The following is a 12560-nucleotide window of genomic DNA, read 5'->3' on the forward strand; positions in this document are numbered from 1 at the left end:
CTTTTTCATTTTTGTTTACCGTTAAAAACCTCGCTCGAAAGTCCGGCCTCATGATATACTTGTACAGTAAAGCAGCTTGATTTCATTAAGGGGTGGGTGGGAAAGTTGTTGCCTAAAGTAAACGATCTGGTCTATATCCAAGTCGCCTCTGCGGATAATAAAGAAGCGGATAAAGAATGCAAATCCCGTATCGCGGACGTTGAAGAAGACTTTTTTCTGATCGAGATGCCGATCGAAATCGGGAGCGGAAGGATTAAGCGGCTATTTGTCGGGGACGAGCTGTCCGTCTATTTTTTAACCGATGCCGGAATAAAAAACTATTTCAATACATACGTGCTGGGATTTGTCGATGATGTCGTACAACTGATCCGGATCCGCAAGCCTGTGCCGGAATCGATTACAAAGATCCAGCGGCGCAATTTTCTGCGCGTAGTTGCTGAACTGGAAATCGCGGTCCGCCTGAAGGACAACACCCGTTTTGTGGCACATACCGATGATGTAGGCGGCGGCGGGGTTTCTTTTTTGTGTGATGGAAAATACAAATTGACCCAGGGAGACCAGCTGTACTGCTGGCTGTTGATTCCTTATAAAAACGGCTCCATCGAGCATGCGCCATTTGAAGCGGAAGTCGTCCGCACCAAGAAGCTGGAAACCGGAAAGACGCTGATCATGCTCAAGTTCGCCAGTATTTCCGATATGGAGCGGCAAAAAATAATCCGTTACTGTTTCGAGCGCCAGTTCGATTTCCGCAATCGTTAAAATAACTTATATATTACGGTTATTGAAGTTAAGAATACTCCTTTATTTGGTTATGCTATGGATGATGATACCCATACACCGAAGGGGGAGCGTTCATGCGCGACAAGGAAGAGAGAGAAGCCTATACGGCTTTATTTTTGACTTTCTCGGACCAGGCGGAGAGATGGCTCAGAAGAACGATTTTCATTTTGGTTGTAAGCCTTTGCCTATTTCAGGCTGCGCTGAATATTCCGGTTTTTCGGCATCTGTTGGCATCGGCCGACAAATATGAAGGAGTACCCTTGCACCGGCCGGAAAGCCGCTAGAAAACATTTCCGGTCGCGGATGGCTTTTGCATCCCCTGGCTATGTGTGGTATAATTTTCACGTCGCAGGCAATGCCTGCTTTTTTCTTGAGACCGTGTTTTAAGGAGGATGCCCTTTTGGCAAGTGGAGCGTCATCATCTTATGGCAAGATTAACATCGCGATCGACGGGCCTGCCGGGGCAGGCAAAAGTACCATTGCCCGCAGGGTTGCAGGTATGCTGTCCTATGTTTACGTCGACACCGGTGCCATGTACCGGGCGGCGACCTGGTATTTTGACCAGTTGGGGATTGAACCGGAAGAAGAGGAAAAGGTGCTTCAAACGTTACCCAATCTGGTTATTGAATTAATACCCGGGGAAGATGGACAACGGGTACGCGTCAACGGTCAAGAGGCAACGGAAGAAATTCGTTCCCTGGCGGTCAACGCCAAAGTGTCCCGATATGCGCAAATCGAGGGGCTGCGCAGCAGGCTTGTCTCTCTTCAGCGGCAAATGGCTTTGCGCAAAGGCGTCGTGATGGATGGACGCGATATCGGCACTACGGTTCTTCCGGATGCGGAAGTAAAGGTTTTTATGACTGCCAGCGTCGAAGAACGGGCGCGGCGGCGCTACAGGGAAATGAAGGAACAACACCAAATTTCACTGGAGCAGCTCATCAGAGACATCAGCGAACGTGACCGGCTGGATCAGGAACGGGAAATTTCTCCGCTCCGTCAGGCAGAGGATGCCGTTTTGCTGGATACTACGGAAATGACTCTGGATGAAGTTTCCGAAACCATCGTTTCCATGTGCAGAACTTTTGTGAGAGAGAGAGAACTGGGATGATCTACGTTTTTTGCCGGGGCGCGCTTCGCCTCATTTACAAATTGCTTTTCCGTTTGGAGGCAAGCGGTAAGGAACATATTCCCGCTGAGGGAGGCGTTCTGCTCTGCTCCAATCACATCAGCCTGTTGGACCCGCCGACAATCGGCATCTTGCTGAAGCGGAAGGTTCATTTTATGGCGAAGAAGGAATTGTTCGATATTATTGGCTTCGGCTGGTTGATCAAGAAGCTCGGTGCTTTTCCCGTCAAACGCGGCGGCGTGAGCAAAGAGTCGATCAAAACGTCGTTAACCCTTCTTCGTGAAGGTCATGTGATGGGGATTTTTCCGGAAGGTACCCGCAGCAAGGGTGAAGACGGAGGAATCGGCAAAAGAGGGGCGGCAACGTTCGCGCTCCGCAGCGATGCGGCTGTCATACCAGTCGCGATTATCGGCAATTATAAACTTTTTAGAAAAATGAGAGTTATTTACGGAGCACCCGTGGATTTGTCGACATTCAAGGAAGAGAAAGGCTCGGATTCGGCTGAATTGGCCACCGAAGCGATCATGTCGAGGATTGCGGAACTCAAGCAACAGGCAACATCCAAGGTTCATGCATGAAGGCAGGGGACATTTGGAAAGCTAGGGTTGGAATATGTTTTGAACTTCGCTTTCAAGGCGGGTTTAAATAAATGGGTTTTTCTGAATTGAGGAGGGTATTCACATGTCGGAAGAAATAAAGAATGAATTGGAAGCCGTCGAGACGGCAAGCCAGGAAGAAATGGAACAAATCGTATCCTTGAAAAAAGGGGACACCGTCAAAGGAACGATCGTCAAAATCGAAGATAACCAAGCTTATGTAAGCATTGGATATAAATACGACGGCGTTATTCCTATTCGCGAATTGTCCTCCGTTCACCTGGACAGTGCAGCTGATGCCGTTGAGGTTGGCCAGGAAGTGGAAACGAAGGTTGTCAGCATCGACGACGAGAAAGAACGCCTTGTTCTCTCCAAACGCGCGATTGACAGCGAAAACGCTTGGGACGAACTGCAAAGCCGTTTCGACAGCCAAGAAACGTTTGAAGTTACGGTTGCCGACGTGGTAAAAGGCGGAATCGTGGCGGACGTTGGCGTTCGCGGCTTTATTCCGGCTTCGATGGTTGAGCGTCATTTCGTTGAAGACTTCAGCGACTACAAAGGCCGCACGCTTCGCGTTAAAGTGAAGGAAATCGACCGTGAGAACAACAAAGTCATCCTTTCCCAAAAGGATGTCCTGGACGAAGAGTTCGAAGCCAACAAGCTTAAAGTAATGGGACAATTGAAGGAAGGCGAAGTTCTTGAAGGAACGGTTCAACGCCTTACCCAATTCGGCGCATTCGTAGACGTAGGCGGGGTTGACGGCTTGGTTCACGTTTCCGAAATCGCGTGGAATCATGTTGAGAAACCTGCTGATGTCCTCTCCGAAGGCGACAAAGTAAAAGTTAAAGTATTGAAAGTAGATCCTGAAAAGGGCAAAATCAGCCTCAGTATCAAAGCGGCTACTCCAGGCCCTTGGGAAACGGCAGCTGAGCAATTCCACACCGGCGACATCGTGAGCGGTGAAGTGAAGCGCCTCGTCAATTTCGGTGCATTCGTTGAAATCGCACCGGGCGTTGAAGGACTCGTTCATATCTCTCAAATTTCGCATAAACATATCGGCACACCGCATGAAGTGCTGAAAGAAGGCCAAACCGTTCAAGTGAAGGTTCTGGATGTAAATCCTAACGAAAAACGGGTAAGCCTCAGCATCAAGGAAACCGAAGAAGCTCCGGCTCCGGCTCCAAGAAGCGAGAAGCCTTCCAAGGGTAGCAGCGTAAGAAAAGAAGATTTGGGCGACAACCCTAACGTTTCGCTGAGCAACCAAGGACTGAGCATCACGCTGGGAGAACGTTTCGGCGACAAGCTGAGCAAATTGAAATAAGCTTGACCTAGGCAGGCTATGGATCGGCGGACCCTTTGATCGGGTTCGCCGATTTTGCTTTCATTAGAAATTGTCCTTGGTCCGGTTAGCCATTTGTTCTTTTTTTTGCTATGATGTTCTAGGTATATCCGGAAATAGACATGAAAGATTAAAATATAAATCCAGAAATTAAGGAGGTATGCGCATGGCAAGACCTGTTGTAGCCATCGTTGGCAGGCCAAATGTCGGTAAATCCACAATCTTTAACCGGATTATCGGCGATCGCTTGGCCATTGTGGAAGACAAGCCGGGAATAACCCGGGACAGAATTTATGGCGCGTCAGAGTGGAACGGCAAGCCATTCAGCATTATCGATACCGGAGGTATTGAGCTGGACGATGAAGAGCCGATCCTGAAATCCATCCGCATGCAAGCGGAACTTGCGATTGAAGAAGCGGACGTCATCGTCTTTATGTGTGACGCCAAGGCAGGCGTTACCGGATCCGATGAAGAGGTAGCCGGGATGCTGTTCCGTTCGGGGAAGCCGATTGTCGTAGCGGTCAACAAAGTGGACAATATCGGCCGGATGGAAAATATTTACGAGTTTTATAACCTCGGGTTCGGCGATCCGATCGGTGTTTCTGGTAGCCATGGCACGGGTATCGGCGACCTTCTGGATGCGATCACCGATAGTTTGCCGGAGCTTCCGGATGACAATTACGAGGATGATGTGATTCGGGTGGCGCTGATCGGCCGTCCGAATGTCGGTAAATCCTCGCTTGTTAACGCGATTCTCGGCGAAGAACGCGTCATAGTCAGCGATATCGCAGGCACGACCCGCGACGCCATCGATACGCCTTTTGAAAAAGACGGGCAAAAATACGTCTTGATTGATACCGCAGGGATGCGCAAGCGCGGCAAAGTATATGAAACGACTGAAAAATACAGTGTTATGCGCGCGATGAAGGCGATTGAACGGGCGGACGTTGTTCTTGTCCTGATCAATGGCGAGGAAGGCATCATCGAACAGGATAAGCACATCGCAGGTTACGCCTATGAAGCCGGTAAGGCTTCCGTCTTCGTAGTGAATAAATGGGACGTTGTGGAGAAAGACGACAAGACGATGCATCAGTTTGAGCAAAAAATACGGGATCATTTCCTGTTTATGACTTATGCTCCAGTCGTATTTTTGTCTGCCAAGACGAAGCAGCGTTTGCACAAGCTGCTGCCCGTCGTGCAGCATGTGGCCGACCAGCATACAAAGCGGGTTCAGACTCATCTGCTGAACGATGTCGTTTCCGACGCTATCGCGATCAACCCGCCTCCGACAGACAAAGGCCGCAGATTACGGATTAACTATGTCACCCAGGTTACTGTCAAGCCACCTACGATTGTGGTGTTTGTCAACGATCCGGAGTTGATGCATTTCTCGTATGAACGGTATCTGGAGAACAAAATCAGGGCTGCTTTTGATTTTGAAGGAACGCCGATCCGGTTGTTTACGCGGCGTAAGTCTGATGAAGGTTAGGGGCGAACAAATCAAGTGATTTTTCCCATCATTGCTATCATTGCATGCTATTTGCTGGGCTCGGTCAGCTTTAGCGTCGTGCTTGCGAAAGCACTGAAAGGTATTGACATCCGTCAGCACGGCAGCGGCAATGCCGGTGCGACAAACACGCTGCGGGTGCTTGGCAAGGGACCGGCGATTCTGGTACTGGCGCTCGACGTCTTGAAAGGGATCGCCGCCGTATGGATAGGCCGCTGGCTGGGAGACGGCACGGAGTGGATTGCCGCACTTTGCGGCATTGCAGCCATCATTGGCCATAACTGGCCTCTTTATTTCCGCTTCCGGGGCGGAAAAGGCATTGCCACGACCATCGGCGTCATGGCAACCCTGGTCTTTCTTCCGGCGTTATATGCCGGAATTATTGCCATTCTTTCGATCGTGTTTACGCGATATGTCTCGCTCGGCTCTTTGATTTTCGTGTTTTTGACACCGGTTTTTCTTGCGGTAACAGGCGAATTTGGCGCATACTTCTGGGCGAGTCTGGTTATTTGCGTCTTCGCTTTTTGGAGACACCGCACGAATATTGTGAAAATCGCTCAGGGTAAAGAGAACAAACTGGGCTCCAAAGGAGGAAAACGCGTTGTCTGAAAAAGCTGCTGTGCTGGTTGCAGGCAGTTGGGGAACGGCACTAGCCAGCGTACTTGCCGACAAGGATATGGATGTAGCCGTTTGGACCCGGAATGAAGCGCAAAGAGATGAGATTAATAACTTGCACCGGAATGAGCGTTACTTGCCGGGAGTCGAGTTGTCTCCGAATCTGCATGCAACTACCGATATGGAGGAAGCGGTCTCGGGGGCCAAGGCCGTGGTAATCGTGGCTCCGTCATCGGCCGTTCGGGAAGTTACAAGAGCCTTAAAGCCGTTCTGGCATGAAGATATGCTGGTAGTACACGCGACAAAAGGCTTTGAAACCGAAACCATGAAAAGAATTTCAACCGTAATTGGAGAAGAACTGGGTTGTGAGGAAGGCCGGATTGTCGTGTTGTCCGGGCCAAGCCATGCGGAGGAAGTCGTCAAACGATGTCCGACTACCGTGGTGGTAGCCTCGATGGACGATACGCAATCGGCCGCAGCGCAGGACTTGTTCATGAACTCCTATTTTCGGGTTTATACTAACCGGGACATGGTCGGCGCCGAACTGGCGGGAGCTCTGAAGAACATTATCGCTCTGGGAGCAGGTATGTCCGACGGCCTCGGTTACGGCGATAATGCCAAGGCGGCGCTGTTGACGCGAGGACTTGCGGAAATTACCCGCATCGGCGTGGAAATGGGCGCCAACCCGCTTACCTTTGCAGGCCTTGCCGGCATCGGCGATTTGGTTGTAACGGCAACGAGTCGCCATAGCCGCAACTGGCGGGCCGGATTCATGCTGGGAGAAGGCAAATCGCTGGATGAAGTGCTTGGTTCGATGGGGATGGTAGTCGAAGGCATCCGTACGACCAAAGCCGCACATACGATCTCGGAGAAATATAAGGTTCAGATGCCGATTGCCGGACAGCTATATCATGTGCTGTTTGAGGGACTGGATCCAAGAACGGCTGTTGAAGCGTTAATGGGGCGCGACCGCAAGACCGAAATGGAAATGATGTCTCTCGAAACCTGGGAGCAGTGGCATACTTAGCTTGATGTAAGTCCTAGGCATCCGGCCGGAATCCGCACGGGCCTAGGACCTTTTTCGTTGCCGCCTCATAAACTGATGGGGAGGACAACGGAGGAGGCGAAATAATGGGCAAGATTTCCAAAGACGCTTTAAATTCGATCAATAAAAAAACCGGAAAAAACATTTCTGAAGGCGCGGTTAAAAAGCTGGCCAGTACGGTGAAACCCTCAACAATGCAGAATGAAGCGGAACTGAGAAAGCTGATCAAGCAGGTTTCCGCCATGGCCAAAGTGCCCGTCACGGAAAGTACGATCAACGAAATTGTCGGGGCCGTCAAGAAAAGCGGCATGAATCCGTCCAATATGGAAGCACTGATGAAATTGATGATCAAAAAATAACCTTTTGGATGTATGGGACTTCCAGATAGCTGAAATTAGGCTGTCGGGATAGTCCCTGAACTTTTTTTACGAGAGATTGTGCGTACCTGGGACGAATGCATTCAGGAGGATTAAAATCCAAACGAGGAGCGCGTAGCCTGTTTGAACGGGAAATGCTATAATATTCATCATAAAAATGCCGCGATTAATGATTAGGAGTGTAACGTTCATGGACGCTATGACCAAAATGTGGTTATCACTGGCAGCAATTCTCGTGATGGGCTTGTCTGTTTTCTTGATTACGTTTGCGCGGACGAAAACCAAAGGCGTGATTCGGGGCGTGCTGTCCCTGATCGCTTTTGTAATCATGCTGGCAGGCTTTCTGGCAGGGTTCGTATCGATAACTTAAGGCCGGACAAGAAAAGAGAAGAGGATAGGAACATGACGATGGAGTTCGAAGGATCAAGAGAAATGTACCCGGAAGTAATAGTGGCCCTGCATAAGCTTAGCGAGAGCTGTAAAGATGCCGAAGGCCTTTGGTTGCTGGGGGGAAGCTGCGGTTTATGGCTGCAGGGGGTGCCTTTGGATAAGGCTCCGCGCGATATTGATGTTTACACCGATATGCAGCATGGTGATCAGCTCCACGGGCTGCTGGAACTTTCGGCATTGGACGAGCCTCGCCTTGATCAGAGCGGGTTTTATACTTCCAGATTAAGCCACTACAAGCTGGACGATTTGACGCTGGAATTGGTCGGAGGATTTCAGATTAAAACTCCGGGTGCATTGTATCGCACGGAAGTAGCCGATGTACTTGCTCCGGCGGCCCGGAGAGTCTCTCTGGGCGAAAGTAATATTTCTGTCATGCCATTGGCACATGAATTTGTTTTCAATGTGTTAAGGGCGCGTCCTGACCGTTATCATGCGATCGCCAGCGTTATCCGGAGTCATCCGGAACAACACATGGAGACTTTAATCCGGTTGCTGGAGCGAAATTTGTGGACGTCCGAGTACATAATCAGGATGGCGGAATTGCTGGATCAGCCACTTCTTTCGGCTCGCTGGGGAGAACTTGACGGCAGTCATACCTAAGGAGGAACTTGTGGAGACACAAATAACCTTTTTACCGCTGAAAAAGACGTTGAAGGTCCGCCCCGGAACCAGCGTGCTTCTGGCTTCACGGAAGTCCCGGGTTCATATCCCGACCCGTTGTGGAGGCAATGCCGGCTGCTTGATGTGCAAGGTGGAAGTGGAACCCGCAGATAAGGCCGCCTTGACGCCGCCCACCGAGGCCGAACGCCGTAAGCTGGGTCCGCTGCTGGATCAGGGAATTCGACTTGCTTGCCAGGCCAACATTATCGGCTCCGCGATTGTTAAACTGCCCGAGGATCCTTTGAAAGCGGCAATCCGTAAACAACTGGAGCGACAAAATGACGAGGATCTGTGGTGAAACGATAACTTACAGTAAAGGAATGAAGGTATTTGAAATGGCATGCCAGAAGAGGATGGTTTAAGGCAATCCTTCGTCCGGCCTTGACGGCGGTGCTCCTCGGCGTGTTTGCCGGGCTGCTTGCCGGTTGCCTGTATCCCGGCGAACAAAGGCAAGAGCGAGGAGTATCTTATGTTGAAAGCGTTGACAGGATACAGAGTGCGGTGGACAGGTTTCAGGGTGATCAAGGTATTTTGCCGATCATCACAGCCGGAGAAGAAACGCCGCGCTATGAAAAGTTCAGGATTGATCTAGATATGCTGCAAAAGCAAGGATATCTAGATGAGATTCCATCCACCGCGTTTGAACAGGGCGGGAGCGCTTATTTTCTTCTGATCAATGAAGAGCAGAATCCGTCCGTTAAGGTGATGGATTTGCAGACGGCCCAGAAGGTGAATGATGTGCAGCGTTTGGTGGACAAATACCGTAATTCTCATGACGGCAAGCTGCCTGTCAAGGACAAGGGGGAGACCTACCCCGGGCTCTACACGGTGAATTTGAAGCAAGCAGAGGCGGAGGCTTACGACCTGAAAAGCGTGTATTCCGGGCAGACCCTGGACTACCTTGTGGACGAAGCCGGCCGCGTTTTCGCAGACTATGCTTTTGATATCATGCAGGCTTTGGACAAATCGGGCACTTCACCGCAGAATAACGAAGATTTGCGGGAGGTTTTAACCGAACAATCCTATTTTGTCCCGGTCAAATCGCTTCCTTACCGCTGGATCGGCGGGGCTCCGGTAGCGCAGCTTGAATAAACGGAAAATGATGTAAGCTGCCTGTAAATATTCAGGCGGCTTTTTTTGTCGTCTTCTCCTCTCTTCTCCTCTCATTCGCTTCATCCGGCAGAAATATACTATCTCCTTTTTTATTGATAATCGTCATATTGGAATCGATAGACTCATAACTATTCAATATGGCGGAAAATGATCCGCCTTGCTTGTGACGAAGCGCCGGTGTAAAAAAAGTGGGCTCGGACGGTGTATTCCGTCATAAATCCGCATCTGGTACATAAGATGTTACTAGTCCAAATGCATGTACGAGTTACGCCGCTTCGTTTTTGTTCTCTCCACCGGGATTTGCGGCGGCGGACACGGGTACGGGGAGCTGCCGCTCCTGCTGTAGCTATGATTTCAAAATGTTGGTGAATAACGAAGCGGATGCTCTCAAAGCATTTTTCCTTCGGCGAATTTTGAGGAGGGGATATCATTGGTATTGGAGAAAGTGGACATTTTTAAGGACATTGCCGAACGTACCGGAGGGGATATTTATCTGGGTGTCGTCGGAGCTGTCCGCACCGGCAAATCAACGTTTATCAAACGATTTATGGAAACGGTGGTGCTCCCGAACATTTCCAGCGAGGCGGACCGGGTCAGAGCGGTGGATGAGCTTCCGCAAAGTGCGGCCGGCAAGACGATCATGACGACCGAACCGAAGTTCGTCCCGAACAACGCTGTACAAATCAAGGTGGCAGAAGGTTTAGAAGTCAACGTAAGACTGGTAGATTGCGTAGGTTATGCGGTCGAGGGAGCGAAAGGATACGAGGATGAAAACGGCCCGCGGATGATTTCCACGCCTTGGTTCGAGGAGCCGATTCCTTTCCAGGAAGCGGCTGAAATCGGAACAAGGAAAGTCATTCAGGAGCATTCCACCCTGGGTGTCGTTGTAACTACCGACGGCACGATCGCCGACATTCCTCGATATTCTTATGTGGAATCGGAAGAAAGAGTGGTCGCCGAACTGAAAGAAGTCGGCAAGCCGTTCGTGCTCGTCATCAATTCCACGCGGCCGAATAGTGAGGAAGCCCAACAATTGCGCGGGGAACTCGCTACGAAATACGATATTCCGGTTATTACGTTAAGCGCTGCTACAATGACCGAAGAAGATGTGACCGGCGTATTGCGGGAAGTGCTTTACGAATTCCCGGTACATGAGGTCAACGTCAATCTGCCTAGCTGGGTCATGGTGCTGAATGAGAACCATTGGCTCCGCAGCAATTATGAGAATTCCGTGCGTGACACCGTCAAGGATATTCGCCGTTTACGCGACGTCGACCGGGTTGTCAGCAATTTCATGGAATATGACTTTATCGACCGCGCTGGGCTTAGCGGTTTGAATATGGGCCAGGGCGTGGCAGAAATCGATCTTTATGCTCCGGATGATCTGTACGATCATATCCTCATGGAAGTTGTTGGCGTAGAGATCCGAGGCAAGGATCACCTGCTCCAATTAATGCAGGAGTTCACGCATGCCAAACGGGAATATGACCGGTTTGCGGAAGCACTTGAAATGGTCAAGACTACCGGATACGGCATTGCGGCACCGTCGCTTGCCGAGATGGCGCTCGATGAACCGGAGCTCATCCGTCAAGGTTCCCGATTTGGAGTGAGGTTGAAAGCGACGGCTCCTTCGATTCATATGATTCGCGTCGATGTCGAGTCGGAATTCGCGCCGATCATCGGAACCGAGAAGCAAAGCGAGGAACTCGTAAGATATCTGATGCAGGATTTCGAGAACGATCCGATCAAGATTTGGGAGTCCGACATTTTCGGCCGTTCGCTCCATTCCATCGTCAGAGAAGGCATTCAAGGCAAGATTGCCATGATGCCCGACAACGCCCGCTATAAATTGCAGGAGACGCTCGGGCGAATTATTAACGAAGGCTCAGGCGGACTCATCGCCATCATATTGTAAGACATTGCCGCGTGTAGGCCCATCCGGTCCTCACGCGGTTTTTTGGCATTTATGAACCGCTTTGGCCGGCGGAAATTCCGTCATTTTCTTAATTTTGACTAGTTTCAGCCTAAAAAACTTGAAAATATCGATGCGCTGTATTACTATAAGTTTGTTCCGCGCCCCCGAATCGTAGTTAATACGGCGGTTTTAACGGGATTTTGCACGTAATATGCGCGGTTCAACGTATATTCTACGGCAAAACGGAAACACAGAATAACAGAATGATATAATACATTAGTAGGGAGGTGAACCCTGATGAACAAGTCCGACTTGATCTCTCAAGTTGCGGAAAGCACTGAATTGTCCAAGAAAGACGCTACGAAAGCGGTTGATGCAGTTTTCGAAGCTATTTCCGAGGCGCTTCAAAGCGGAGACAAAGTACAACTGGTTGGTTTCGGAAACTTTGAAGTCCGCGAGCGTTCCGCCCGTAAAGGCCGCAACCCGCAAACCGGAGAAGAAATCGAAATCCCTGCGAGCAAAATTCCAGCTTTCAAACCTGGCAAAGCGCTCAAAGACGGAATTAAATAAAGATTTCTACATATTTTCCGTGCTAAAAAGTCCGTGGGCAATTTTGTTCACGGCCTTTTCTTTTAGCTAGTGAGGGCAATAATATCTTGGGAGGGTTGCACTTCATGGATCAACAGCAGCCAAATGCCGGTAACGCGGGCGGAGCCGAACGGGGCGTTAACAATGGTGACTATTTCGTCGTGAAAGCGAAGGAACAGGGCGTCACGGTCATCGGTCTTACCCGGGGAAAAGATACGCGGTTTCACCATACGGAAAAGCTGGATAAGGGCGAAGTTTTGATTGCCCAGTTTACCGATCACACATCGGCAGTCAAAGTCAGAGGCAAAGCCGTTGTCTTTACGAAGCACGGTGTTATCGATACGGAAGAATGATTTTGAAATTGCAGGCATAGCCTGCTTTTTTCTTTTGTACAATGGGATATGGACCAAAAACAGGTTGGTCAAATGTCGTCTCTTGAGGGGGATCCC

At 50.1% G+C, this 12560-nt stretch carries 16 protein-coding genes; all 16 read left to right on the plus strand.

The annotated features are described in order from the left end of the window. Positions 1 to 105 precede the first annotated feature (105 nt). The 16 genes from ACLB09_RS03380 (at position 106) to mtrB (ending at position 12464) form a co-directional block, all read left to right on the plus strand. On the plus strand, positions 106 to 759 hold the full coding sequence (locus ACLB09_RS03380; protein ID WP_410768337.1) for a flagellar brake protein: 654 nt from the start codon (positions 106 to 108) through the stop codon (positions 757 to 759). Positions 760 to 854: 95 nt separating this feature from the next. Further along, positions 855 to 1064 (plus strand): hypothetical protein, encoded by a 210-nt coding sequence (locus ACLB09_RS03385; RefSeq protein ID WP_410768338.1) that lies wholly within the window; start codon positions 855 to 857, stop codon positions 1062 to 1064. Between the two features lie 116 nt (positions 1065 to 1180). Next, positions 1181 to 1888 (plus strand): (d)CMP kinase, encoded by a 708-nt coding sequence (gene cmk / locus ACLB09_RS03390; protein ID WP_410768339.1) that lies wholly within the window; start codon positions 1181 to 1183, stop codon positions 1886 to 1888. Next, the gene (locus tag ACLB09_RS03395; protein ID WP_410768340.1) at positions 1885 to 2484 is read left to right on the plus strand and encodes a lysophospholipid acyltransferase family protein; all 600 of its coding nucleotides are present in this window, start codon (positions 1885 to 1887) and stop codon (positions 2482 to 2484) included. Before cmk ends, ACLB09_RS03395 begins: the two co-directional genes overlap by 4 nt. Positions 2485 to 2587: 103 nt before the next feature. Continuing rightward, positions 2588 to 3823, plus strand: a complete 1236-nt coding sequence (gene rpsA / locus ACLB09_RS03400) for a 30S ribosomal protein S1 (RefSeq protein ID WP_410768341.1) — start codon at positions 2588 to 2590, stop codon at positions 3821 to 3823. Between the two features lie 184 nt (positions 3824 to 4007). Beyond that, on the plus strand, positions 4008 to 5330 hold the full coding sequence (gene der / locus ACLB09_RS03405; RefSeq protein ID WP_410768342.1) for a ribosome biogenesis GTPase Der: 1323 nt from the start codon (positions 4008 to 4010) through the stop codon (positions 5328 to 5330). Positions 5331 to 5345: 15 nt separating this feature from the next. After that, positions 5346 to 5957 carry a glycerol-3-phosphate 1-O-acyltransferase PlsY gene (gene plsY, locus ACLB09_RS03410; protein ID WP_410768343.1) on the plus strand — a complete coding sequence of 204 codons (612 nt, stop codon included), beginning with the start codon at positions 5346 to 5348 and terminating at the stop codon, positions 5955 to 5957. Next, a complete protein-coding gene (locus ACLB09_RS03415) occupies positions 5950 to 6990 on the plus strand; it encodes an NAD(P)H-dependent glycerol-3-phosphate dehydrogenase (RefSeq protein ID WP_410768344.1) in 1041 nt (346 codons plus the stop codon). Before plsY ends, ACLB09_RS03415 begins: the two co-directional genes overlap by 8 nt. Positions 6991 to 7094: 104 nt before the next feature. Beyond that, positions 7095 to 7367 (plus strand): stage VI sporulation protein F, encoded by a 273-nt coding sequence (locus tag ACLB09_RS03420; protein ID WP_410768345.1) that lies wholly within the window; start codon positions 7095 to 7097, stop codon positions 7365 to 7367. Positions 7368 to 7575: 208 nt separating this feature from the next. Next, the gene (locus tag ACLB09_RS03425) at positions 7576 to 7755 is read left to right on the plus strand and encodes a DUF2768 family protein (RefSeq protein ID WP_410768346.1); all 180 of its coding nucleotides are present in this window, start codon (positions 7576 to 7578) and stop codon (positions 7753 to 7755) included. A 32-nt stretch (positions 7756 to 7787) separates the two neighbouring features. Continuing rightward, the gene (locus tag ACLB09_RS03430; protein ID WP_410768347.1) at positions 7788 to 8435 is read left to right on the plus strand and encodes a nucleotidyltransferase family protein; all 648 of its coding nucleotides are present in this window, start codon (positions 7788 to 7790) and stop codon (positions 8433 to 8435) included. 10 nt (positions 8436 to 8445) lie between these two features. Continuing rightward, a complete protein-coding gene (locus ACLB09_RS03435; protein WP_410768348.1) occupies positions 8446 to 8793 on the plus strand; it encodes a 2Fe-2S iron-sulfur cluster-binding protein in 348 nt (115 codons plus the stop codon). 32 nt (positions 8794 to 8825) lie between these two features. Further along, positions 8826 to 9587, plus strand: coding sequence for a DUF3939 domain-containing protein (locus ACLB09_RS03440; protein ID WP_410768349.1), 762 nt, complete (start codon positions 8826 to 8828; stop codon positions 9585 to 9587). A gap of 457 nt (positions 9588 to 10044) precedes the next feature. Beyond that, positions 10045 to 11523, plus strand: a complete 1479-nt coding sequence (gene spoIVA / locus ACLB09_RS03445) for a stage IV sporulation protein A (protein WP_410768988.1) — start codon at positions 10045 to 10047, stop codon at positions 11521 to 11523. Positions 11524 to 11820: 297 nt separating this feature from the next. Then, positions 11821 to 12093, plus strand: coding sequence for an HU family DNA-binding protein (locus tag ACLB09_RS03450; protein ID WP_018751416.1), 273 nt, complete (start codon positions 11821 to 11823; stop codon positions 12091 to 12093). Between the two features lie 104 nt (positions 12094 to 12197). Further along, entirely contained in the window at positions 12198 to 12464 is a 267-nt protein-coding gene (mtrB, locus tag ACLB09_RS03455) for a trp RNA-binding attenuation protein MtrB (RefSeq protein ID WP_410768350.1), read from the plus strand. Positions 12465 to 12560: the final 96 nt, after the last annotated feature.

The sequence above is a fragment of the Fontibacillus forbon genome (assembly GCF_046559655.1).
Lineage (GTDB): Bacteria > Bacillota > Bacilli > Paenibacillales > Paenibacillaceae > Fontibacillus.

What these genes read in the sequence shown, in the direction of transcription:
- ACLB09_RS03385 (WP_410768338.1), top strand. Translation starts at nt 855, where the DNA reads ATGCGCGACAAGGAAGAGAGAGAAGCCTATACGGCTTTATTTTTGACT.
- ACLB09_RS03395 (WP_410768340.1), top strand. Translation starts at nt 1,885, where the DNA reads ATGATCTACGTTTTTTGCCGGGGCGCGCTTCGCCTCATTTACAAATTG.
- rpsA (WP_410768341.1), top strand. Translation starts at nt 2,588, where the DNA reads ATGTCGGAAGAAATAAAGAATGAATTGGAAGCCGTCGAGACGGCAAGC.
- der (WP_410768342.1), top strand. Translation starts at nt 4,008, where the DNA reads ATGGCAAGACCTGTTGTAGCCATCGTTGGCAGGCCAAATGTCGGTAAA.
- ACLB09_RS03420 (WP_410768345.1), top strand. Translation starts at nt 7,095, where the DNA reads ATGGGCAAGATTTCCAAAGACGCTTTAAATTCGATCAATAAAAAAACC.
- ACLB09_RS03425 (WP_410768346.1), top strand. Translation starts at nt 7,576, where the DNA reads ATGGACGCTATGACCAAAATGTGGTTATCACTGGCAGCAATTCTCGTG.
- ACLB09_RS03430 (WP_410768347.1), top strand. Translation starts at nt 7,788, where the DNA reads ATGACGATGGAGTTCGAAGGATCAAGAGAAATGTACCCGGAAGTAATA.
- ACLB09_RS03450 (WP_018751416.1), top strand. Translation starts at nt 11,821, where the DNA reads ATGAACAAGTCCGACTTGATCTCTCAAGTTGCGGAAAGCACTGAATTG.
- mtrB (WP_410768350.1), top strand. Translation starts at nt 12,198, where the DNA reads ATGGATCAACAGCAGCCAAATGCCGGTAACGCGGGCGGAGCCGAACGG.